The following is a 23,854-nucleotide window of genomic DNA, read 5'->3' on the forward strand; positions in this document are numbered from 1 at the left end:
TGCGTTAAATACAAAAAAAGCGACAAAAAAAATTGTCGCTTTTTATATCATTGAAATGATTTTCTTATTGTTGCTGATTTCCCAGCTTGTTCCAGATCTCGATTCTGTAATCTTCGATATCTGCGTTATCCTGAAGACTCTTCATCCAAGCCTGTCCGAACATTCCAGCACTTCTCTGAGTAAGAGATTCTGTAAACTGCTTAAGATCTCCGGGCTGTTTGTTTACAGTTTCTGATTTTTTGATCAAAACATAAACTCCTGTTCCACCTTCAACCGGGTTAGAAAGCTTACCTTTTGCAACACCGAATGCTGCACCGGCAACTTTAGGTTCCATAGCACCTGCTACTGAAGGATTCAATAGGTTCACCTGAGCAGATTGTTTTGGAGCGGCAAACAATTTAGCAACCTGATCTAAGCTGGAAGCTTTTGCTGCTGCAATTTTATCAGAGATTTGTTTTGCTGCCAATTTATTTTTAACGATAACTTCGATCTGATCTCTCACAGATTCCGGATCAGCAAGACCTGCTTCCTGTTTTCCGTTCAGATATACTACAATCTTATCACCCGTACCGTCTACAGTAAATAATTCAGTATCTCCTTTTTCTCTTTTCTTATCAAAAGCCCAAGTAAGGATTTCCCCATCTTTTTCAGTACCTAAGCCCTGAAGCTGACCTTCAAATCTTTTCGCTGCTTTTGGATTAGAGAACTGATAGTTTCCTTTTTTAGCAATGTTCACAAAATCGTTGAAAGATTTTCCTTGAACCTGCTGAATGAATTTTCTTGAGTTTTTGTCTGTTTCAGCCTCAGTAGCATCTGAAGGTTTGATAGCTTTCACAAGGTTAGCCACTTTATACCCCATTGATCCTGATTTCTTATCTTCAATATTGATGATATGATAACCGAACTGTGTTTCTACTACTCCTGTAGCTCCTTTAGGATTGCTTGCAAGATAAGCAAGGAATTCCGGAACGAAAGGCGTCTCTGGTGTTGTCCAACCAAGGCTACCTCCCTGAGCTGCAGAATTTGGATCGCTTGAAAGCTTAAGGAATTCTGTAAATTTAGCAGGAGTTGCTTTTACAATTGCACCAATTGAGTCTGCCAATTTCTTAGCCTGCTCTTTAGTTCTTGTTACCCCTTCACCTGCAGGGCTTCCTTTGAATGCAATTAGGATATGTCTAGACAAAGTAGAATCTGAAGGTCTTTTACCTACCAATTTAGAGACTACATATACATCTTGCTCTTTATAAGGACCAAAAGTCTGACCTACTGCTGCTGCAGTGATCTGATCTTTGATTGTTGGAGGCAATTGAGCAGGATTCAAATACTGAGGATTGAATGGTGCATCAGAATTTGCCGCTACAAACATAGAATCGTTTTTAGTATTCTGGAAGTTTTCAGTTCCTCCACTTGCATCTGTACCTCCTGAATATAATTTTGTAATTTCTTTCAAGGCTGCCGCATCATCTGCTGCACTTGGTTTAGATGGGAAAAATACAATACCGATATTTCTGCTTGGCTCAGCTTTGAACATTACAGGGTGCTTTTTGATGTAATCAGCAAGATCCTGTGTTGTCACATTGATCTTTGTTTTTTGAAGATAAGCCGCGTAATCTACTTTTACAAAGTCGATATCTGCAAGCTGATCTCTCTGCTTCATCAATTCTTCAGCTTCTTTCTTACCTGTAGTAATACCTGCTGAAAGATTAGTAAACACCTGTCTTGCCATTAGTCTGTACTCGATTGTCTTTCTTGTTTTCAACCATTGAGTATATCCTTGAGGATTGGTGTTTTGTAATGTTTCAATTTCTTTTTTAAGCTCTTGAGTTTTAAAATTACCTTTCTCATCAAAGAACTGTTGATTCTGAGCAAACATCTGATCGTACTGGATTTGATTCCAGAAATAATCATCAGTCATTTCAAAGCCCAATTTCTCAAACTGTTGTTTGATAAGTTTAGATTGTACAAGTAACTGCCAAGCCTGCTCTTCAAGACCGTTTTTTGGACGACCTTGCTGTTCAGCCTGCTGCTGCAACACGAAAAGCTGATCATTAAACTCTTCGCGGGTGATTTTCTCACCGTTTACTTTTCCTAAAACATCAGGATTCTTACCAAAAACCTTGTCGATACTATCTGGGTTCACCAGGAACGCCAAAAGCGCTAAGGCTATTACTCCCATTAAAAGCCAAGGCTTACTCCTAATCTGTCCTAAAATTGCCATTTTATAAATTATAGTTTTTTATCAGTTTGCGAAAATACACATTTTTAAGAAATTACAGAAACAGAACTGCTTAATTTTGATTTTTAATGCAAAGATTATCTAAAAAAGGAAATTTTGACCGTATTTTTAAGTAAAAAACAAATGGCATAAGTATTGTGCATTTTTAAAACATTATAATATGCCGCACGTTTTCAGAGTATATTATATAAAAATCCCTTTAACGATAAAAAACGAAAATGACAATTTGTCATTCGATTGACTATGACAGAATTTGAAGATATTAGTTTAGAAGAAATGATCAGTGACGGATTTGATATCGTAACTGAAGAAATCAATCTTTCCGACTTCGCAGAGACTGATAAAAATTCCGAACAGAAAATATTCCCTATACTTCCCGTAAGAAATATGGTTATGTTCCCTAATGTGGTAATTCCTATTACTGCAGGGAGAAAAACCTCTATCCAGCTTCTTGAAGAGGCACAGAAGAACGGAGATTTTATTGGAATTGTAAGCCAGAAAAATTCGGATCTGGAACAACCTTCCGAAAAAGATATTTATTCTACCGGTACCCTGGCAAAAATCATTAAGATTATTAAGCTGCCTGAAGGTAATATTACTGCTATCACTAAAGGTTTCCACAGATTTAAGATTAAAAAAATCATAGATAATAAACCTTACTTCAAAGCAGAAATATCAAAATTAAAAGACAGCCGGCCTAAAGATCAGGAAGAGTATGAAGCATTATTGGAGAACATCAAAGATCTCGCTTTAAAGATCATTGAACTTGATCCCAATATTCCTAATGCTGCAAATTTCGCGATCAAAAATATTAACAATAATGATGATCTTCTGAATTTCATCTGCACGAATGCTAATTTCTCTTCCATTGCAAAACAAAAACTTCTTGAAGAGAAAAACCTGATGATCAGAGCCAATCAGTGCTATGAGATGATGCATGAAGATTTCAGAAAACTGGAACTGAGAAATCAGATTCATCAGAAAACCTCAAAAGATCTTGATAAGCAGCAGAGAGAATACTTCCTGAATCAACAAATCAGAACAATCCAGGAAGAACTGGGCGGTGGACCTGAAAGTGATGTGGAAGATCTTATTGCTAAGGCTAAAACAAAAAAATGGAGTCAGGAGGTAGAAGACCATTTCCAGAAAGAAATCAGCAGACTTCAGCGTCAGAATCCTAATTCTCCGGACTATAACGTACAGAGAAACTACCTGGATTTCTTTACAGATCTACCTTGGGAAACTTATACAAAAGATATTTTTGATATTGCAAAAGCTGAAAAAGTACTTGACAAAGCACACTTCGGACTGGAAGATATTAAAAAGAGAATTCTGGAGCACATGGCTGTTTTAAAATTAAAAAACAACATGAAGTCTCCTATTCTATTATTGGTAGGACCTCCAGGCGTGGGTAAAACCTCTTTAGGAAAATCTATTGCTGATGCCTTAGGAAGAAAATATGTAAGATTATCATTGGGAGGACTTCATGACGAGAGTGAAATCCGCGGACATAGAAAAACGTATATCGGTGCCATGGCTGGAAGAATTTTACAGTCGATCAAAAAATCAGGCACTTCAAATCCGGTAATTGTTCTGGATGAGATTGATAAAATCGGACAAGGTCTTCATGGAGACCCAAGCTCAGCACTCTTAGAAGTTCTTGATCCTGAACAAAATAAGTCTTTTTATGATAATTTCCTGGAGATGGGCTATGACCTTTCAAAAGTAATGTTCATTGCTACAGCCAATTCACTTTCAACCATACAGACACCTCTTTTAGACAGAACCGAAATCATTCAGATTGCCGGTTATACTTTGGAGGAAAAAATCGAGATTGCCAAAAGACATTTGATCAAAAAGCAACAGGAAGAAAATGGGCTGGATGCCAAATCATTCAAACTTGGGAATGCAGAACTTAAGCATATTGTAGAAGCACATACTTCAGAAAGTGGTGTAAGAACTCTGGAGAAAAGAATTGCAGCCATTGGAAGATGGGTAGCCCTACAGACTGCTTTGGTAAAAGAATATGATCCAAAAATTTCAGTGGAAAAAATAGATGAGATTCTTGGAGTTCCAAGACCTAAAAGCTTATCTGAAATCACTGGAGTTCCAGGTGTAGTAACCGGTCTTGCATGGACAAGTGTAGGAGGCGATATCCTTTATATTGAAAGTATTTTAAGCAATGGTAAAGGGGCATTAACGATGACGGGAAACCTGGGAACGGTAATGAAAGAATCTGCTACTATTGCACTGGAATACATAAAAGCGAAACATGATGAGCTGGGAATACCACAAGAAGACCTGGATAAGAAAAACATTCACGTACACGTTCCTGAAGGAGCAACGCCCAAAGACGGACCGTCTGCTGGTATTGCCATGCTGACATCAATGGTTTCTTCGTTTAAAAACAAGAAAATAAAACCTCACCTGGCAATGACAGGTGAAATTACATTAAGAGGGAAAGTACTACCTGTAGGGGGAATCAAAGAAAAGCTTCTTGCTGCAACAAGAGCAGGAATCAAAGATGTTATTCTTTGTGAGGCTAACAGAAAAGATGTGGAGGAAATCAAAAAAGATTATCTGAAAAATCTGAGAGTACACTATGTTAACAGAATGGAAGAAGTCATTGACATCGCCATTGAAGAATAAAATAACATATTAACTTCTCAATAAAGAAACACGTTCTGATATTCAGGGCGTGTTTCTGTTTTAGATAAAAAAATCACAATCAACCTGGCTGGGTGGAATAAAATTTGATACAATCCAAGAAAATCCTGAAGGATTGAATAAAAAATTTTTCAATTCAGAAGGGTTTTCTTATTTTTATTCCACACTGCATATTTTTAGATTATGAATTTTCTTAGACTTCCTTTCCTTGTCAAGCTTACGCTCGTGGTGGTTTCCATCATTGGACTTGGCTACCTTCTGGCATTAGGACAGAGTATTTTAGCTCCGTTTTTCCTGGCATTCCTTATGGCGATGCTGTTTTTGCCTGCAGCCACTTTTATGGAAAGAAAGCTAAGATTTCCAAGATCTATGTCTACCATGACTTCAGTATTTATTATGCTGATGATTTTAAGCGGTATTATTTATTTCTTTACCAATCAGCTGTCTGATTTCAGCAAGGATCTTCCGCACCTCAAGGAACAGTTTACCACTGTTTTTAATAGCCTCCAGCATTGGGTTTCCAAAACATTCAATGTGAAAGTGGATGAACAGGTGGATTACATTAACCAAGGATTAACTAAACTTCTGTCTTCTTCGGGAGTCATTTTAGGATTTACATTTGGGATTTTTTCAACAGGCTTCGGCTTCATTATATTTTTCACCCTGTTTTTTATCTTTATTTTAAATTACAGAAGACTTTTAAATAATTTTATCGTTACTGTTTTCAACGAAAGACATAAAGCCAGTGTACAGGAAGCTGTAAATGAGATTCGAATCATGACCAAGAAATATATCTTCGGACTCTTTCTTCAGGTAATTATCGTATCTGTTCTTACTTCCACTCTCCTTACGATTCTGGGAGTGAAATATGCGATTCTTTTAGGAGTTTTAACAGGATTACTAAACGTTATTCCGTATCTGGGAATCTTTATCTCACTTTTAATTTCCTGTTTTATAGCATTTGCCACTTCTACTCCTTCAACATGTATTTATGTTGCTTTAGGATATATTGCGATTCATGCTGTAGATGGTAATATTGTCCTTCCATTTGTTGTGGGTTCTAAAGTAAAGATCAATGCTTTATTTTCTTTTATCGGAATTCTTTTAGGGGAACATCTTTGGGGAATTGCAGGAATGTTCCTGTGTATTCCGGCCATTGCAATTATAAAAATCATCTGTGAAAGAGTAGATGATCTCAAACCTTGGGGAAGATTGCTCGGAGAAGAGCCCAAACCTCATAAGAAGAAAAAAAGCTACAAAATTTCCAAGAATATCACTTTGAAGGAAATGGACTAGAGTATGAGTAATAAGTAATAGGCAAAGGGTAATAATTGGCCTAATCCTAACTTTGAATGCTTACATATTAAACTTTAAATAAAAAAGACTGCCTTTTTCAAGACAGTCTTTTTTTATTGTTATGACACAGCACACCAAGGACTCATTCCATTTGGACAGGTATCTGTGCACAGAATATAAGTTTGGCTATCCGGACAGTATCCTTTATCCGGTTCCGGAGTTCCTCCTCCACCTCCAATACAAGGATGACCTGCAGGAATTTTACATGGACAATCTATTGGTCCTATATCACATTTCTCAATTCCTCCCTGGATTTCTCTCAAATTTGTACGGTTTAATTTTTTAAGATTTTTCAACATAATATTATTAGTTTAGTTTGATTCTCAAATATAAACAATGAAATTATTCAAAACTCAACATTAACCTATCATTAACATTAATTATATATTTTTCACAAAAACACAGTCAACGAATCCTATTTTTATTTTACATTTGATATAAAATCATCAATCATGAAAATAGTAAAATTTATCTTATGCTTACTTTTCGGGCTTATGTTTATTAATGCCGGGCTAAACAAGTTTTTTAACTATATGCCCATGGAAAAACCTACTCCTGAACAAATGAAACTTTTCGCTGCTTTTGGAGAAATCAGCTGGCTGATGCCTTTAGTGGGGATTGTAGAGGTCATTGGCGGGTTATTATTTATTTTCCCAAAAACAAGAGCATTGGGTGCAATTGTTATTTTACCTGTCATGGTAGGAATTGTTACCCATGTTTTCACAATGGATAAATCTCCTATGGGAATGGGTATCGCCGGGGTGATGTTCCTGATCAACCTTTGGATGATTATTGACAACAAGGAAAAATATAAACACTTAGTTTCATAAGGTAGCAGGTAATAGGTTGCAGCACCAGTAAACTTCAGATGAAGTCTATTGTTGCTTTTCACTACCTGTAACCTATTATCTGCTACCTGCTACCTACTTTCTACACAAAAGCACTGAAACCTGTAATCGATCGTCCCACGATGAGCGAGTTGATTTCTTTTGTTCCTTCGTAAGAATAAATGGCTTCTGCATCGGCAACAAATCTTGCAACATCATACTCGAGCAGAATTCCGTTCCCGCCCATCACTTCCCTTGCTCTGGAAACAATGTCTCTTGTTCTGAGGGTACAGAAAACTTTAGCTAAAGAAGCGTGTTCATCTTTTAAAATTCCTTCATCCTGCATTTCAGACAGTCTGAAAACCATCGTCTGCATAGCGGTAAGATTAGACAACATTTCAACCAGATGTCCCTGAATCATTTGGAATGAGGCAATGGGTCTTCCAAACTGTTCTCTTTTTCGGGTATAATCCAAAGCACTTTCATATGCTCCGCGTGCACAACCTGTGGCCATCCATGCGACTCCAGCTCTTGTCATTCTCAGTACTTTTCCTGTATCTTTAAAGGAATTGGCATTCTGTAAACGATTTTCTTCAGTAACGAGACAGTCTTTTAAGGTAATCAATCCGTTCTGAACAATTCTTAACGCCATTTTACCTTTAATTTTTTCTACAGAATATCCCGGATTATCTTTTTCTACAATAAATCCTTTCACCTCTCCGCTATCCAGATCCCTTGCCCAGATAATAATCAGATCAGCGAAAGTAGCATTCCCGATCCATTTTTTCTGACCATTAAGAACCCAGCCTTCCGGTGTCTTTTTACAGGTTACGGTAAGCCCGCCTGCTGCTCCGGATCCAACTTCCGGCTCTGTAAGTCCAAAGGCTCCTATTTTTTCAAATTTCTGCATCTGCGGAAGCCATTTCTGCTTTTGTTCTTCAGAACCACAGATATAAATAGAACCCATTGCCAACCCTGATTGTACCCCGAAAAAAGTGGCAATAGAAGCATCTACTCTTGCCATTTCCATAGCAATGACACCTTCCATCAGGAAAGGCATTCCCGGACAGCCATACCCTTCATAGGTCACGCCACAAATATCCAGTTTTTGAAATTTCGGGATCAGTTCAAAAGGAAATTCATCTCTGAGCCAGTAATGATTGACCAGAGGCTTTACTTCTTTCTCCATGAATGCTCTTACTTTCAGCTGAATTTCGCGCTGTTCCGGAGTAAGCGTATGGTAGATATCATAAAAATCTCCGTCAATGGGCGGAAGTTCTTTCTTTTTCTTTTCCGGATCAAGCATTTTCATAAGCCCGGAAAGCTGTTTATCATCCAGTTTTGAGAAATTCTGCATCAGTTTTGGCAGATCTACCTTTTGAGAAATGGTGCTCAACTGATCGAAATCTATGGATCTAAATAATTCTATTGCGTTTCTGATTTTGGAAAAAGTATTTGACATAGTGATAGATTGTAGTTTTGGTTTGTAAAAGATAAGCAAAAATTGCTCCGAAAGCAATGACTGAGGTTCAAGTATGTTTTACAAAACACTCAAATTCAACTTATTAAAACCGAAAATTCCGTTTACAAACTTTTTACTTTTGATTTTCAAGCGTTACAAAAGATCCTGACTGAACTTTGACTCAAAGCAAAAACATTAAAAATCAACATTATGAAAACTACTTACATTAAATTATCACTAGCTGCTGTTCTTTTACTAGGAATTTATTCGTGTAAAAAGGGAGAAGTTTCCTCTAAAGATCTTGAAGCCTATGCTACTACCGATTCAGCTGCTGTTGTAGTTTCGGATAGTATTTCATCTGTTGCAGATATGAAAGTAAAAGACAAGCAGTTTATCAAGACTGCAGATGTGAATATGGAAGTAAAAGATGTGTATAATGCAACGATTGCTATTGAAAAGTCTGTACAGGAGTTTGGAGGTTTTGTTACCAACAGTAATCTTCAAAGCAACGTGGTTTCTGAAAACACCTACAACACATCCAATGAAGAGGCTATGCTGGTTAAAAAATATCAGACAGAGAACAGAATGCAGGTACGTATTCCTACGGAAAAGCTTGGTGAACTATTAACAGCTATCAATACAAACAAATTATTTCTGAATTCGAGATCGATCAATGCAGAAGATGTAACAGCCAACATCAAGTATTCTGAACTGGAAGGAAAAAGAAATCAAAAAACTTCTGAGAACATCAGTAAGTTGAAAACAAATAAAGATAAAGTAACCCTTGATGACGAAAATATGTCTGAAGGAAATCTTCAAAAGCTCTCCAGCATGAATATGACAGATGATCTGAAATACAGCACGATTGACATTTACATCAAAGAACCTCAATTGCGCATTGCAGAAATTGCTGTCACCAACACTACAAGTATTGATAATAAGTATAAATACAATTTCATCTATGACGCAAAAGACGGATTTGTGTACGGATTCTACCTGATTCAGAGAATTATCGTTGCTCTTATCAATGTATGGCCTCTTGTATTAATTGCTGCTGCAATCCTCTATTTTTTAAGAAGAAGAAAAATTTCAAAACCTGAGTATTCAAAAAACCAGGAATAAAAAATCATCCTAACCAATTGGTTATCATCATAATTTTAGATTTTACAGCCTCCTGTTTTCAGGAGGTTTTTACTTTTTTTGAAAAAAAACTGTAACGATTGTAATGCCTGCTTTACCTACTGTTTAAAAGAACAGAAAATCAAAAAAAATTAATACTATGGAAAACTTAATAAAACTTGGAGTTGCAGTGTTACTATCACTGAATTCAATTACAGCAAATGCCCAAAATAAAAGTGATGAAAAAGAAAACAGCCTGCTTTGGGAAGTATCCGGAAACGGACTGGTCAGGCCTTCTTACATTACCGGAACTTTTCATATCTTATGCAGTAAAGATTTTGAAATAAAACCGAAAGTTTGGAATGCACTCAACAAGTCAGAAAGCTTTGTAATGGAAATCAATTATACGGATCAAAGTGAAATGGCTTCAATCCAAAAAATGATGGCTGCTGATAAAAAGATATCTGAACAGCTAACAGCCAGTGAAGCCAAAGATTTAGATAAAACATTAGCCAATTATGGAACCTCGCTGAAAAACATTGATTCCCATAGCTCAACAGCACTATATTCCCTCGTTGCCACAAAAGCAATCCCTTGCCCTCAGAATGAAGTGAAAATGTATGAAATAGAACTGCTGAAAACGGCCTTGCAGAATAAAAAAAGTGTAAGCGGTCTGGAGAAAGTTGACGATCAGACCAATGCAATAAGCCAGGCATATGATCTGAAAGAAACAATTTCACAATTAAAATTAGGTGATGAATATGCAGTTGCAGCCAAACAAATGACAGAAGCATTTAAAAATGAAAACCTTAAAGAGTTGGATTTGCTAATCAAAAATCCAAAATTCATGAACAATAAACAGGAAAAGCTCGTTCTTACCGACAGGAATAAAAAATGGGTAGAAAAAATGCCGGAAATGATGAAAAATCAGAGCTCTTTCTTTGCCGTAGGAAGTGGACACCTTTGGGGAGAAAACGGACTCATCAATCTCCTGAGAGCAAAAGGTTACACTGTAAAACCTGTATCAAGCTTATAACAATAACCAAACCATGAAAAGATTGTGAGCAATCCAACTGAAACCGCTTTTTTAAAGCTCGTCAACCAGCACAAGGGCATTTTATACAAAGCCTCACGGATCTATGCAGATTCTGTAGAGGACCGGGAAGACCTGCAGCAGGAGATTCTCATCCAGCTTTGGAAATCTTATCAGAATTTCAAAGGAAACAGTGAGTTCTCCACCTGGATGTATCGGGTTGCAATCAATACTGCCATTACCTATTTAAAAAAGGAAAAGCAGAGATCTAATAACCATACGGATGCTCCTTCTCATTTTGAAGTGCAGCAGGAGGATTACAACCCTGCAAAGGACAGGCAGCTGGAAATTTTCTACAGTGCCGTCCAGGAGCTGAACTCTCTGGAAAAAGCCGTCATATTTTATTTCATGGAAGGAATGTCACACAAAGAAATAGGAAACAATTTAGGTCTCAGTGAAGGCAATGCTCGTGTGAAACTCAACAGAACAAAAGAAAAAATACAGCAAATCATAAAAAAATCAGGTTATGAATTTTGATCAATTAAAAGAACAGTGGAATAAAGAAGACAGTGATGTCCATATCCCTGATACAATACAGCAATTAAAGGAAAGCAAACATCCTATAGAAAAGATTCAGAAAAATATGAAGAAAGAATTTCCTATGCAGATTATTGCTATTATTCTCATGGCTTTTTTTCCTCTTCAGTTTAAATTTCCATCTTCACAATACATTATTTATTATGTATCCTATATCGTGATGGTCGTTATATCTTCGTATTATCTGTTTGGGTTTTATAAATTCTACAAACAGACAGAACTTTATACAGGAAATACCAAAAACAGCCTTTGGAAAATATACCATGAGCTTCGCCTGAATATGGAACGATACCAGTCTTTCGGATTTTTATTACTTCCTCATTTACTTATAACTATTGGACTGGTTATCTACAATACGATGAAAGAGCAAGGAAAGTCTTTGCCAGAGCTTTCTGCTTCTCACCAACAGGGATTAATCATTGCGGTACTGATAGGAACATTAGGGTTTATAACCAGCATTGTTCTATGGACAAAATACATCTATGGAGGCAGCGCAAAACAATTGGAAAACATCCTCAATGAAATGGATGAATAATATCCTGAAAACTATCGCAAAAACACATTTTATACAACCTCAGACCTATTCTGAGGTTGTGTTTTTTTAAAAAATCGTTATTTATCCTCTTCAAATTTATCAGAGGTTTTATTTTTCCGTAAATTTGCAAATCAGAAATAAATCATTATGGATTATGACCTATTCTCATCCGATACATGATCTTCTGAGCGATAAAAATTCTGTAATATGCTATCAAAAATAAATCCAACACAAACTAGCAGCTGGAAAGCACTTGATGAACACTTCGGTGGAAATGACTTTGATCTTAGAACTCTTTTCCAGTATAACCCGAACCGTTTTAATGAGTTTTCTCTACAAAAGGACAACTATCTTTTTGATTATTCTAAAAACCTGATTGATTCCAGAACTAAGGATCTTTTATTGCAATTGGCTGAGGAAAGCCAGTTAAAAGATGCTATTTCCAGAATGTTCTCTGGAGACAAAATCAATGAAACAGAAGGAAGAGCCGTTCTGCATACCGCATTAAGAGATTTCTCCGACCGTGAAATTATTGTAGATGGAGAAAATATCAAACCACAGATCAAGAGAGTTCTTGAGCATATGAAGTCTTTTTCTGAGAAAATTATTTCAGGAGAGCATAAAGGTTTCAGCGGAAAAGAGATTACAGATGTAGTCAATATCGGAATTGGAGGATCAGATTTGGGTCCTGTAATGGTTTGTTCAGCTTTAAAGCATTTTAAAACAAGATTAAACGCTCACTTTGTTTCCAACGTGGACGGAAATCATATTGCAGAGGTAGTAAAAGATTTAAATCCTGAAACTACTTTATTTATCATTGCTTCCAAGACGTTTACCACTCAGGAAACAATGACCAATGCCAATTCAGCTAAGGACTGGTTCCTGAAAGCTGGAAAACAGGAAGATGTAGCAAAACATTTCGTTGCTTTATCTACTAATATTGAAGAAGTTAAGAAGTTCGGAATCGCAGAAGAAAATATTTTTGAGTTCTGGGACTGGGTAGGTGGAAGATATTCTCTTTGGAGTGCTATCGGACTAAGTATTGTACTTTCTGTAGGATATGAGAACTTTGAGCAGCTTTTAAGAGGTGCTTTTGATACAGACCAACACTTCCAGACTGCAGACTTTTCTGAAAATGTTCCTGTATTAATGGGACTTTTGGGAATCTGGTATCGTAATTTCTATGCAGCAACTACTTATGCTATCTTACCTTATTCTCAATATCTGGACAGATTTGCAGCGTATCTTCAGCAGGGAGATATGGAAAGTAACGGAAAATGTGTAGACAGAAACGGTGAATTCGTAGAATATGAAACCGGACCTATCATCTGGGGAGAGCCGGGCACAAATGGTCAGCACGCATTTTATCAGCTAATCCATCAGGGAACAGAATTAATTCCGGCAGACTTTATTGCGTATGCAAAAAGCCCAAACAAAGTTTCGGATCATCAGGATAAATTATTAGCGAACTTTTTCGCTCAGACTGAAGCACTTGCCTTCGGAAAACTGGAAGAAGAAGTAGAAGAAGAATTGAGAAATGCAGGCAAATCTGATGAAGAAATAGACAGACTGATCAATTTCAAAGTCTTCCATGGAAATACTCCAACTAACTCAATACTATTCAACGAATTAACCCCTTTTTCACTAGGTCAGCTGATTGCTCTGTATGAACACAAAATTTTTGTTCAGGGTGTAATCTGGAATATTTTCAGCTTTGACCAGTTTGGAGTGGAATTAGGAAAAGTATTAGCCAATAAAATCCTTCCTGAGCTTGAGAACAATGAAGCAATAAGTTCTCATGATAGTTCTACCAACGGATTGATCAATTACTATAAGGAAAACAAATAGTAAGTAAAAAGAAAGTAAAAGTAAATCTATAAAGTAAAAAAGTAAAAATGGCAGAAATTCTTGACGGACTTAAAGTATCCAAGGAAATTAAAGCAGAGATCAAGGTTGAAGTAGAAAAGATTCTCGCAAGCAAAAGAAGAGCTCCACACTTGGTGGCTATTCTTGTAGGAAATAATGGAGCTAGCAAGGCCTATGTAAACTCTAAAGTGAAAGACTGTGAGGAAGTAGGATTTCAATCCAGCTTAATCAAATTTCCAAGTACAGTTTCTGAATCTGAATTATTGGAAAAAATTGACGAGCTTAATAAATCTAAAGCAGTAGACGGATTTATCGTTCAGCTGCCTTTACCAGATCAGATTGACCAGGAAAAAATCATCAATGCTATTGACCCAAGAAAAGATGTGGATGGTTTCCACCCTGAAAACTTCGGAAAAATGGCTCTTGAAATGGATACTTTCTTACCGGCAACTCCTTTCGGAATTTTAACATTATTGGAAAGATATAATATTGAAACGAAAGGAAAAGACTGTGTAATTATCGGAAGAAGTAAAATTGTAGGAAGACCAATGAGTATTTTGATGGGAAGAAAAGATTTCCCTGGAAATTCCACTGTTACCCTTACACACTCATATACGAAAGACATCGAAGAGTATACAAGAAAAGCAGACATCGTTATTACTGCTTTGGGAGATCCACATTTCTTAAAAGGAGATATGATTAAAGAAGGAGCTGTAATCGTGGACGTAGGTATTACAAGAGTAGACAATGATTCTCCAAAAGGATATTACCTTGCAGGTGATGTAGATTTTGATAGTTGTGCTGCAAAAGCAAGCTGGATCACTCCGGTACCTGGAGGAGTAGGCCCAATGACAAGAGCGATGTTGATGAAAAACACCATCATTGCTTATAAAACTTCGGTCTATAACGACTAATTTTAAAATGAATAAAGAAGAAGATATTTTATTAAAAGAAGGTAAAATGCTCCCTGTGATGGAGCATTTTTACACTTTACAGGGAGAAGGAGCACACACCGGAAAAGCCGCATACTTTATCAGGCTGGGAGGCTGTGATGTAGGGTGTCACTGGTGTGATGTAAAAGAAAGCTGGGATCCGGAACTTCATCCCCTTATGAATGCGGAAGAAATTGCAGAAACTGCGGCTAAACACTGTAAAACAATAGTGTTAACTGGTGGGGAACCTTTAATGTGGAATTTAGATATCCTGACATCCAAACTAAAAGAACTAGGGTGTACAGTACATATCGAAACTTCCGGAGCTTATCCTATGAGCGGTCAACTGGACTGGATTACCCTTTCACCAAAGAAAACAGGGCTTCCTAAAGAAGAGATTTATCAAAAGGCCAATGAGCTTAAAGTCATTATTTTCAACCAGCATGATTTTACATTTGCTCAGGAACAGGCTGCAAAAGTTTCTGAAAACTGTAAGCTTTATCTTCAGAGTGAATGGAGCAAAAGAGATGATATGTATCCTAAGATTACAGATTTCATTCTGGAAAACCCTGAATGGCAGGCTTCTGTTCAGACGCACAAATATCTGAATATCCCGTAAAAAAGTGTAAATTAGCCGGGCTTATTCGCTATAATACCGATAGATGCAGAGAATTCGATACTCTAGATACCTGAAATCAATCATTATGTTGCTTGACCTCATGGTTATTGCATCTATCTTCATATTCTTTTTTATAAGCAGAAACGAAAGTTTAAAATACAATAAAGAAACCTGGTATCAGAATAGTTTTTCTCTGGTTCTGTTGTTTTTGTTCTGGGTACTATTAAGTGGTAGGACAAAAATATACAATATTCCGAGGAATCTTACTTATACCCTGTTCCTTGAACGCCTCTTAATCCATTTCCTCTTTTTTATACTGGGAGTACTGCTTATAGGAAAGGTAAGTAATAATGTATTTTTCAATTCGGATATTTACTGGCTTTCACTTTATCTCTTTATTGCCATTTTCCTGGCGAAATCATTAGTCTATTTCGCGATCAAGTACTTGCGATCTCTTGGAGCTAACTACAGAAATGTAATGTTTTTGGGAGACAGCCACTCTACAGAGATTCTTAAGAATATCTTTACAGAACGTAAAGATTATGGATACAGAATATTTGAATACGAGTATTCTGAGGTTAACATCAATGAACTGGTTTCTTTCTGGAAAAAGAACGGAATTCATACCTTGTTTTTATCTATGGAAAATTCTTATGATGAAACCATGGAAAATGAAATTTTCAGATTGGCTGAGGATAATAAGATTCATATTTCATTGATTCCAAGCATTACACAAAGTGATTTTTTCCTTTATGATCTTGGATATATACAAACCCAGCCGGTACTTAATCAGGCCAGATATCCGTTAGATTATTATTCTAATTTCCTGATGAAAAGGACATTAGATATTTTCTTTTCTGCTATTATATTGGTTTTCATTTGCTCATGGGTATTTCCAATTATTGCAATTTTAATCAAAACAACTTCTAAAGGTCCAGTATTTTTTATTCAGAAGAGATACGGTTTTCATGAGGAGGTTTTTAATTGTATTAAATTCAGAACAATGGTTGTCAATGATGAATCTACAACCAAAACCACCTCTGTAAATGATTCCAGAATTACCAGAGTGGGTAAATTTTTAAGGAAAACCAGTCTTGATGAACTTCCCCAATTCATTAATGTATTGAGAGGAGAAATGTCTGTAGTAGGTCCGCGCCCACATATGTTGGCTGTTGACAATTATTACAAACCCAAAATCGGAAGATATAGTCTGAGAAGTATGGTTAATCCGGGTATTACCGGATTAGCACAAGTAAATGGACTGCGTGGTGACTTCGGAGATGTAGAAGTAGAAATGAAAAAAAGAGTTCTGGCAGATGCATTCTATGTAAGAAACTGGAGTTTCGTACTCGATGTGGTTATTATTTTAAAAACCGTTTTATTGGTGATTGGAGGAGATAAAAACGCAAAATAAAGAGCGGAATAACATAAATATTGAAATAATTTTAACACAAAACCAAGCTTCGGTCTTATTCTTGACTGTAGTCCAATTAAATAAAAAAGTCTAATTTAGCAGTATGTTAAAAAAGTTTTTCACAGCGATAGGGGAATACATTATCCTCTTGGGAAAGTCCCTGCAGAAACCTCAGAAAATGAGAGTGTTCTGGAAGCTGTTCATGAGAGAAATTAATGATTTGGGAGTAAATTCTTTCGGGCTTGTCATCTTCACATCCATCTTCGTGGGAGCTGTAGTTGCTATTCAGATGTTCAATAACTTTGATGCTTCTTCCTTTCCTATTCCGCCATCATTTGTAGGATATGCTACAAAAGCGGTATTGGTATTGGAATTCGCACCTACCATTATCAGCCTTATTCTGGCGGGTAAGGTAGGATCATATATTGCTTCCAGTATCGGAACAATGAGGGTTTCAGAACAGATTGATGCCTTGGATATTATGGGAGTAAACTCACCCAATTTCCTGATATTTCCTAAAATCATTGCCTGTATGCTGTTTAATCCTCTCCTTATTGCCATCAGTATTGTATTTGGTATTGGTGGAGGTTATATTGCCGGGATTCTAACAGGAAACTGGACAGAGAACGATTATATTGTTGGTATTCAAATGTATATGCCGAATTTATTCATTTACTATGCATTTACCAAAACAATCGTTTTTGCTTTTATCATTGCAACAGTACCTTCTTATTTCGGATACAATGTAAAAGGAGGATCTTTGGAAGTAGGTAGAGCCAGTACACAGGCCGTAGTATGGACAATGGTGTTCATTATTATCTCTGAATTAATTTTAACCCAATTAATATTAAGCTGATGATTGAGGTAAAAGATCTTAAGAAAAGTTTTGATGATGTTGAAGTGCTTAAGGGAATTTCAACTTCATTTGATAAAGGAAAAGTAAACTTAATCATTGGGCAGAGTGGTTCCGGAAAAACCGTTTTTCTAAAAAGTTTATTGAATGTTTATATGCCTTCATCAGGAGAAATTCTGTTTGACGGAAAAGATATCAATACCATGACCAGAGATGAAAAACAGCATCTCCGTTCAGAAATCGGAACCGTTTTCCAGGGAAGTGCCTTATTTGACTCTCTAACAGTGGAAGAAAATATCATGTTCCCTCTTGACATGTTTACCAATCTTACCTACAGAGAAAAAAAGAAAAGAGTTTTTGAAGTAATAGGAAGAGTACATCTTGATAAAGCAGAAAAAAAATATCCTTCCGAAATTTCAGGAGGTATGCAGAAAAGGGTGGCTATTGCAAGAGCTATTGTCAACAATCCTAAGTATCTGTTTTGTGATGAGCCCAATTCCGGGCTGGATCCCTATACCTCCAAGATTATTGATGATCTTCTTTACGAAATCACAAAAGAATATAATACTACCACCATCATCAATACCCATGATATGAACTCTGTAATGACGATTGGCGAGAAAATTGTATACCTAAGATTGGGAATTAAAGAATGGGAAGGTAACAAAGACATTCTGATCACTGCAGGCAATAAAAATCTGATTGACTTCGTTTATTCTTCAGAACTGTTTAAAGAGCTGAGAGAATATTTACTTGAGAATAATAAAACGATTGAAACGACAAATACAAAAATAGACGATAATGAAAAAGGTACTTAGTATAGCGTTATTAGGGTTTTCAATGTGGGCTTCTGCACAGATTTCACTGGCAGGTAAAGCCAACTTAATTTTTCCAACAGGCTCACCTTCATGGTCCAATATTAAAGGAACAGTGAATGATGCTATTGCAGGAACAGGTAAAAATAATGTAGGTTTCAATGTTGGACTTTCATTAAAAGTGGGGCTTCCTACTTCATTGTTTGTAATGCCGGAAATTTATTATACTCATTTTAAAAATGAGTTTACCACAGAGAACACTACTTTTGACGTAAAAAGCAACCGTATTGATGTTCCGGTTCTTTTAGGATATAATCTTTTAGGGAATATGCTTGGAGTTTTTGTAGGACCTGTAGGAAGTTTTAACTTAAACAAAGACAATACTTACAACGATTTCAAAGAAAATGCTAAAAATGACTTTACCGTAGGATATCAGTTTGGTGCACAGCTTGAAATTAAAAAGCTTATTGTAAGTGCAAGATATGAAGGTGCTTTCAGCAAAGACGAAAGAAACTTCATCAACAAAGTTTCTGGTTCAGAAATCAGATATGATAACAGACCTAACTTGTTTATGGTAGGTTTAGGATATAAATTCTAATGAATTATTGAAAATAACAACTTTAAACCCTCAAATTTAAATTTGAGGGTTTTTATTTTGATTTTCAAGCTCAGCCTGACGTTTTGCAATTTCTGCAGCCTGTTTTTCAAGATCTTCTTTGTCTTTTTGTAACTGCTTGAATTCTTTTTTCTTCTGTTCCGCTTTTATAGCGCTTCCTTTACTTACATATCCTACCATTCCTCCAATGATAAGCCCGATCCCGATTCCTGCCATAATTCCCATAATGTGAGAAATTTTTATTTGTTCTACGGCAAAATCGGTTGTTAAATAGAAAAGTAATGCAGAAACAGCCAAAAGTATAAGTCCGGTAATTGATAAACTCTTCATAATATTGTGTTTAGGTGATTACATAAAAAAGCCTTACCAAATTTACTAAAAATTTAATAAGGCAATATTCAAGATTAAAATTCTAATTATATTTTTCCTCCCGCAGCCTTATAGTATTCCAAAGCTTTTGGAAGATCTTTGTTGATATCTGAAATTCTTGTTTCCGGATTCGGGTGGGTAGATAAGAACTCAGGTTGTCTTGCTCCTGTAGATGCGGCTTCCATTCTGTTCCAGAAAGGGATGGCTGCTCTTGGATCATATCCTGCCATAGACATCAGGTAAAGTCCCATTTCATCTGCCTCAGATTCCTGACCTCTTCCGTATTTCAATAAAGCAACCTGTGAACCGATAGGGTAAACCTTCTGGAAAACACTTGCCCATTGTGAATTTGAGATTGTTCCTCCCAGGATTGCCCCTCCATACTGAGCTACCATTGCCTGAGAAATTCTTTCGTTTCCGTGGCCTGCCAATGCATGGGAAACTTCATGTCCCATTACTACTGCAAGTCCGTTATCGTCTTTTGTTACCGGTAATATTCCGGTATAGACAGCTACTTTTCCACCAGGCATACACCAGGCGTTCAGCTCATTGCTCTGCAAAAGATTAAATTCCCAGCTGTAACTTGCAAGATCTGCTGATCTTCCAATACTCTGATAATATCTTTCTGCTGCATTTTTAATTCTGTTTCCTACATTTACCACTCTCTTTGCATCTGCTGTACCGGTAATCACTTTACCTTTAGACAATGTCGTTCTATATTCCTGGGAAGACATTGTTAAAATTTCCGAATTGTTGGCCAGCTGTAAAGAAGACCTCCCCGTAATCGGGTTTGTAGTACAGGCAACAGCCGACAGAGCAATAGCCCCCATTCCAAATAGATGTGTAACTTTCATAGTTTGAGTGTTAATAATTCAACCTTAACAATTTTTATTCCAAAATATTTCAGAAAGAATATATTTGCATACATTTTGCTGTTTAAATTTAATAATTATATCATTATGAAAAAGTATATTTCTTTACTGATGATTTTTGGATTCCTGTTCTTATTTCAGAGCTGTGCTTCACAAGGTTCATTAGATCCGAAAACAGTGGACACTTTGGTGAATGCTCAGGAGTTTACGTTCTATGCACAAAGAGCCAATCCTACGAATTATGATGTTATCAATGTCATGAATTCAATGCCTAATACCACTGCAACAAGAATGTTGAATCTGAATGGAGAGTATACCATTGATGTCAGTAAAAATACACTGGATGTAGTGTTGCCTTATTTTGGAAGGATGTTCAATCCAACTTTTGGAAGTGCCAGTGATAACAGCTACCGATTTACTTCAAAAGATTTTACGGTAACTAAAACTCAGAATAAAAAAGGAACCTGGACTTTTAAGTTCAAACCTAAAGATGTAAGAAACGTAGACGAAGTTAATATTGAAGTATTTAAAAACGGTAAAGCTTTTGTTTCTATGAGAAGTAGTGACAGACAGCCTATTACTTATGATGGATACATTTCTAAAACTGAGGTAAAACAGGAAAAAGAGAAACTTTAATCCCTGTTTTCGTTCGATAAAAATTTTTCAACAAATAATTTTGCTTCAGTACTTGGATTGGAAACCATAGCTGAAGCATTTTTTTTGTGCATATGATAAGCTTCTTCTACAGTATTGCTCTTTTTCATAAGGGACAAAATATATTCCTGAACCCAATATTCAAATCGTTTTTCAGCCTGCTGAACACGAATTTCTTCAAAACGGCCGCTTTTCTTTTTCAGATCAATAAATTCGAATATTGCATCATAAACTTCCTGTAATCCTTGATTATGAAGCGCAGAACCTAGTAAAACAGGAATCTTCCATCCTTTTTCTTTAGGTGGAATAAAGTCTAGAGCTCTTTTTAATTCAAGCCTTGTATTTTTCGCTTTCTGAAGATTGTCCTGGTCTACTTTATTGATGAAAATAAGGTCTACCATTTCCATGATACCTCTTTTTATGCCCTGAAGCTCGTCTCCTCCCCCAATGATTTTAAGGAATAAAAAAACATCAGTAATATCAGCCACCAGAACTTCTGATTGCCCTACTCCTACGGTTTCTATTAAAATATAGTCATAGCCTGCAGCTTCGCAGATCATCATGGTTTCAAAAGTTGTATTGGCTACTCCACCCAGAAATCCTGAGCTGGGAGAAGGACGAATGAATGCATTTTCTTCTTTGGCCAATTCCTCCATTCTGGTTTTATCTCCCAAAATACTTCCTTTGTTGATGGCCGAGCTTGGGTCAATAGCCAAAACGGCAACTTTTTTCCCCTGAGCAATAACCAGGCGACCAAAGTTTTCTATAAAAGTGGACTTACCTGCTCCGGGAACACCCGTTACTCCTACCCTTACAGAGTTTCCGGTAAGAGGCATAATTTTCTTCAACAATTCTTCTGCCTGTACTCTGTGCTCTGCTTTCTTACTTTCAACCAATGTAATAGCTTTCGCAATCAGGCGTTTGTTTCCTGACTGTATTCCCTCTATTAGTTCTTCTGTAGAAAATTTCATTAATTCAAAATTAATAATTAAAATGGGAATGGTCAATACCCGGATCATAATGATCACACAAAAGAAACAAATTGTCTTTATTTCAAATTATCAATTTTTCATGAATTTAGTTTTTATTTCTTCTAAATTAAAACTAGAACAGCCTGTATCAACGGCTTAAGGAATTTATTACATTTGTTATATATCAAAAGAAGGAACATGAAAAAACTCATCGCTGCGGCTTCGTTTACTGCTATTTTGCTGGTTTCCTGTACGCCGAAAGCTGCTACATCCACTGCTACTGCAGGAACTTCAACATCTACTGCAGAACAGATTGCTCAGGGAAAAACTATTTTTGAAAACTCTTGCGGAAGATGTCACAAATTACCAGATCCTGCTTCACACAATCCTGTACAATGGGTGGGAATTATGAATTCTATGGCTCCAAAAGCAAAACTGACGGATGAGCAGCATCAATGGGTTTATGATTATATTGTTTCTGTAAAGAAGTAATCATCAAATAAAAATAGGATATGAAAAAATTCATTTTAACGGGTATTGCAGCATCAGCATTTCTGGTATCCTGCGGGCCTAAAAGTGTGGCCGTTACAGGGCCAAAGTATACCTCATCTGAGCAGTTGGCACAAGGAAAAACCATTTTTGAAAATTCCTGTGCAAAATGCCATAAGCTTCCAGAGCCAACCAAGCATGACAACCAGGGATGGATCAATACCTTAAGCAGAATGGCTCCAAAGGCCAAACTTACTGATGACCAGCATCAAATGGTGTATGATTATCTGATCTCTGTCAATAAAAAATAAGCTTTCTAATGAAAGCTTATTTTTTTAATTCAAATACGGTCAAACAGATTATTCTGCCTTTTTTACGGTTCTTGTCCTGGTTACTTTTCCTTTAACCAGTTTCTCTCTGTCTTCAATAATTTCGAGTGCTGCACGATTGTAAGCAAATTTTTTAGCTTCTTTAAGCGTTGTCAAAGCTTGTTTGTATTCAAATTTTCTTTCCTGTAAAAGAGACAAACAGTTCAGAATTTCAGATTTATCAATTCCTTTTAGTTTCAGAGAGAACTCAATTAATTTTTCTGCTTCTTTGTAATCTTCATTACTCAATAGACATTCAATATAATATTTGGGAGTATTGATATTTCCGATATTACTCTGCATGGCTTCATCAAAGTATTTCTTGGCTGTTTCATAATCCTTCAATTCTTCTGAATATACTCTTCCCATGAGACAAAGACTATCCGCATCTTCCGGTTCGTAAGATAAAGCATAATTCAGCGCATCCATACATTCAGAAAGATTGAATGGAAAGTAGTCTAATGCTTCAAAATAATATTTACTTTTAGTTAAGGTCATTTCTGTAATTTTTTAATTCATTTTTCAAGGCATTCCTTTGTTTTTTGAATGTCTTGTCTTCGTAATTCTTTTTAAAATCTGTCCCTGAGAATGTACGAACCGGATTTCCGCGTTCTACCTGCATCTGCATAGACCAGGTTTCTTTCAGTTTTCTTTCCAGTTGTTGGATATAAACCGCCATTACCTTTTCTTTGAGCCTGATAATGGATAGTTTTTTATTTTCCAACTGTGAACGGGAATCCTGTACAAAAACAGTTTCGTTGGTAGGAATATGGGTAGCCCGTACAGCGGTATTCACCTTGTTTACGTTTTGCCCTCCACTTCCCTGACTTCTCGCAGTCTGAAACCGGATGTCTTTTTCATGAAAGTCAATCATTTTGACATTTTCCAATTCGAAGATTCCGATAAACCAATTACTTCTTTTATGGAGCTTCCTGAATGTACTTTTTCCTATCCAGCAAACGCTTCCAAGCCAGCTTTTTAAAAACAAACTTAGATCTTTTCCTTTCAAAAGCAGAGTTACTGATTTTAGTGTCAGGTTCTCATCTCCATTTTCCCGATGAATAATTTCGTATTCTATTGTATTGTGTTTTGCCTCTTCAAGAAAGGTCTTCAGAACCTTGGCTACTACCCACTGGCATTCTAAAGGACCTCTTCCCGAAGTGATCTGTATTAATTTTTCCATT

General features: G+C 36.4%; 25 protein-coding genes. 17 read left to right on the forward strand and 8 right to left on the reverse strand.

All coding sequences use genetic code 11. The annotated features are described in order from the left end of the window. Nucleotides 1-64 precede the first annotated feature (64 nt). The gene (locus tag REB14_RS12990; protein WP_079243498.1) at nt 65-2,218 is read right to left on the reverse strand and encodes a SurA N-terminal domain-containing protein; all 2,154 of its coding nucleotides are present in this window, start codon (nt 2,216-2,218) and stop codon (nt 65-67) included. Nucleotides 2,219-2,479: 261 nt separating this feature from the next. Between REB14_RS12990 and lon the strand changes: the two genes are divergently transcribed. Together lon and REB14_RS13000 are read left to right on the forward strand one after the other, a co-directional pair. After that, nucleotides 2,480-4,885, forward strand: coding sequence for an endopeptidase La (gene lon / locus REB14_RS12995; protein WP_309522383.1), 2,406 nt, complete (start codon nt 2,480-2,482; stop codon nt 4,883-4,885). 201 nt (nt 4,886-5,086) lie between these two features. Further along, a complete protein-coding gene (locus REB14_RS13000) occupies nt 5,087-6,199 on the forward strand; it encodes an AI-2E family transporter (protein WP_034692644.1) in 1,113 nt (370 codons plus the stop codon). Nucleotides 6,200-6,318: 119 nt separating this feature from the next. Here REB14_RS13000 and REB14_RS13005 read toward each other — a convergent pair whose 3' ends face one another. Continuing rightward, the gene (locus tag REB14_RS13005; RefSeq protein WP_079243500.1) at nt 6,319-6,558 is read right to left on the reverse strand and encodes a bacteriocin-like protein; all 240 of its coding nucleotides are present in this window, start codon (nt 6,556-6,558) and stop codon (nt 6,319-6,321) included. 153 nt (nt 6,559-6,711) lie between these two features. Here REB14_RS13005 and REB14_RS13010 point away from each other — a divergent pair, with 153 nt between their 5' ends. Further along, nucleotides 6,712-7,089: a DoxX family protein gene (locus REB14_RS13010; RefSeq protein ID WP_034692651.1), complete on the forward strand. Its 378-nt coding sequence runs from the start codon at nt 6,712-6,714 to the stop codon at nt 7,087-7,089. 100 nt (nt 7,090-7,189) lie between these two features. On the opposite strand, the gene REB14_RS13015 is transcribed toward REB14_RS13010, so the two are convergent. Further along, entirely contained in the window at nt 7,190-8,548 is a 1,359-nt protein-coding gene (locus REB14_RS13015) for an acyl-CoA dehydrogenase family protein (protein ID WP_309522384.1), read from the reverse strand. 210 nt (nt 8,549-8,758) lie between these two features. Here REB14_RS13015 and REB14_RS13020 point away from each other — a divergent pair, with 210 nt between their 5' ends. From REB14_RS13020 to REB14_RS13070, 11 genes are all read left to right on the forward strand, one after another. Next, nucleotides 8,759-9,670: a DUF4349 domain-containing protein gene (locus tag REB14_RS13020; RefSeq protein WP_309522385.1), complete on the forward strand. Its 912-nt coding sequence runs from the start codon at nt 8,759-8,761 to the stop codon at nt 9,668-9,670. A gap of 157 nt (nt 9,671-9,827) precedes the next feature. Further along, nucleotides 9,828-10,703, forward strand: a complete 876-nt coding sequence (locus tag REB14_RS13025) for a TraB/GumN family protein (RefSeq protein WP_309522386.1) — start codon at nt 9,828-9,830, stop codon at nt 10,701-10,703. Nucleotides 10,704-10,802: 99 nt separating this feature from the next. Further along, nucleotides 10,803-11,237, forward strand: coding sequence for an RNA polymerase sigma factor (locus REB14_RS13030; protein WP_409993852.1), 435 nt, complete (start codon nt 10,803-10,805; stop codon nt 11,235-11,237). Then, nucleotides 11,227-11,832: a hypothetical protein gene (locus tag REB14_RS13035; protein WP_079243504.1), complete on the forward strand. Its 606-nt coding sequence runs from the start codon at nt 11,227-11,229 to the stop codon at nt 11,830-11,832. Before REB14_RS13030 ends, REB14_RS13035 begins: the two co-directional genes overlap by 11 nt. A 207-nt stretch (nt 11,833-12,039) precedes the next feature. After that, nucleotides 12,040-13,680 (forward strand): glucose-6-phosphate isomerase, encoded by a 1,641-nt coding sequence (pgi, locus tag REB14_RS13040; RefSeq protein WP_079243505.1) that lies wholly within the window; start codon nt 12,040-12,042, stop codon nt 13,678-13,680. A gap of 47 nt (nt 13,681-13,727) precedes the next feature. After that, a complete protein-coding gene (locus REB14_RS13045) occupies nt 13,728-14,612 on the forward strand; it encodes a bifunctional 5,10-methylenetetrahydrofolate dehydrogenase/5,10-methenyltetrahydrofolate cyclohydrolase (protein ID WP_034692667.1) in 885 nt (294 codons plus the stop codon). Nucleotides 14,613-14,619: 7 nt separating this feature from the next. Then, nucleotides 14,620-15,249 carry a 7-carboxy-7-deazaguanine synthase QueE gene (locus REB14_RS13050; protein WP_034692670.1) on the forward strand — a complete coding sequence of 210 codons (630 nt, stop codon included), beginning with the start codon at nt 14,620-14,622 and terminating at the stop codon, nt 15,247-15,249. Between the two features lie 43 nt (nt 15,250-15,292). After that, nucleotides 15,293-16,663, forward strand: coding sequence for an exopolysaccharide biosynthesis polyprenyl glycosylphosphotransferase (locus tag REB14_RS13055; RefSeq protein WP_079243506.1), 1,371 nt, complete (start codon nt 15,293-15,295; stop codon nt 16,661-16,663). Between the two features lie 103 nt (nt 16,664-16,766). Beyond that, entirely contained in the window at nt 16,767-17,519 is a 753-nt protein-coding gene (locus REB14_RS13060; RefSeq protein WP_034692676.1) for an MlaE family ABC transporter permease, read from the forward strand. Next, the gene (locus REB14_RS13065; RefSeq protein WP_034692677.1) at nt 17,519-18,334 is read left to right on the forward strand and encodes an ABC transporter ATP-binding protein; all 816 of its coding nucleotides are present in this window, start codon (nt 17,519-17,521) and stop codon (nt 18,332-18,334) included. The genes REB14_RS13060 and REB14_RS13065 overlap by 1 nt, the downstream gene beginning before the upstream one ends. Next, nucleotides 18,318-18,929: an outer membrane beta-barrel protein gene (locus REB14_RS13070; RefSeq protein ID WP_309522387.1), complete on the forward strand. Its 612-nt coding sequence runs from the start codon at nt 18,318-18,320 to the stop codon at nt 18,927-18,929. The genes REB14_RS13065 and REB14_RS13070 overlap by 17 nt, the downstream gene beginning before the upstream one ends. A 36-nt stretch (nt 18,930-18,965) precedes the next feature. Here the strand turns inward: REB14_RS13070 and REB14_RS13075 are convergent, their stop codons facing one another. Both REB14_RS13075 and REB14_RS13080 read right to left on the reverse strand, forming a co-directional pair. After that, entirely contained in the window at nt 18,966-19,277 is a 312-nt protein-coding gene (locus tag REB14_RS13075; RefSeq protein WP_079243507.1) for a hypothetical protein, read from the reverse strand. A gap of 86 nt (nt 19,278-19,363) precedes the next feature. Then, nucleotides 19,364-20,170: a M48 family metallopeptidase gene (locus tag REB14_RS13080; protein ID WP_079243508.1), complete on the reverse strand. Its 807-nt coding sequence runs from the start codon at nt 20,168-20,170 to the stop codon at nt 19,364-19,366. A gap of 105 nt (nt 20,171-20,275) precedes the next feature. Here REB14_RS13080 and REB14_RS13085 point away from each other — a divergent pair, with 105 nt between their 5' ends. After that, nucleotides 20,276-20,824, forward strand: a complete 549-nt coding sequence (locus REB14_RS13085) for a DUF4251 domain-containing protein (protein WP_309522388.1) — start codon at nt 20,276-20,278, stop codon at nt 20,822-20,824. On the opposite strand, the gene meaB is transcribed toward REB14_RS13085, so the two are convergent. Beyond that, the gene (gene meaB / locus REB14_RS13090; RefSeq protein WP_079244010.1) at nt 20,821-21,813 is read right to left on the reverse strand and encodes a methylmalonyl Co-A mutase-associated GTPase MeaB; all 993 of its coding nucleotides are present in this window, start codon (nt 21,811-21,813) and stop codon (nt 20,821-20,823) included. The two genes, REB14_RS13085 and meaB, sit on opposite strands and share 4 nt — an antisense overlap. 198 nt (nt 21,814-22,011) lie before the next feature. Here meaB and REB14_RS13095 point away from each other — a divergent pair, with 198 nt between their 5' ends. Further along, nucleotides 22,012-22,305 carry a c-type cytochrome gene (locus REB14_RS13095; protein WP_114822102.1) on the forward strand — a complete coding sequence of 98 codons (294 nt, stop codon included), beginning with the start codon at nt 22,012-22,014 and terminating at the stop codon, nt 22,303-22,305. A gap of 20 nt (nt 22,306-22,325) precedes the next feature. After that, nucleotides 22,326-22,613 (forward strand): c-type cytochrome, encoded by a 288-nt coding sequence (locus REB14_RS13100; RefSeq protein ID WP_034692685.1) that lies wholly within the window; start codon nt 22,326-22,328, stop codon nt 22,611-22,613. A 48-nt stretch (nt 22,614-22,661) separates the two neighbouring features. Here REB14_RS13100 and REB14_RS13105 read toward each other — a convergent pair whose 3' ends face one another. Together REB14_RS13105 and prfH are read right to left on the reverse strand one after the other, a co-directional pair. Then, nucleotides 22,662-23,168 (reverse strand): tetratricopeptide repeat protein, encoded by a 507-nt coding sequence (locus REB14_RS13105; protein WP_309522389.1) that lies wholly within the window; start codon nt 23,166-23,168, stop codon nt 22,662-22,664. Next, entirely contained in the window at nt 23,155-23,853 is a 699-nt protein-coding gene (gene prfH / locus REB14_RS13110) for a peptide chain release factor H (RefSeq protein ID WP_309522390.1), read from the reverse strand. Before prfH ends, REB14_RS13105 begins: the two co-directional genes overlap by 14 nt. Nucleotide 23,854 lies beyond the last annotated feature (1 nt).

This window comes from Chryseobacterium metallicongregator (assembly GCF_031324065.1).
GTDB classification, from domain to species: domain Bacteria; phylum Bacteroidota; class Bacteroidia; order Flavobacteriales; family Weeksellaceae; genus Chryseobacterium; species Chryseobacterium metallicongregator.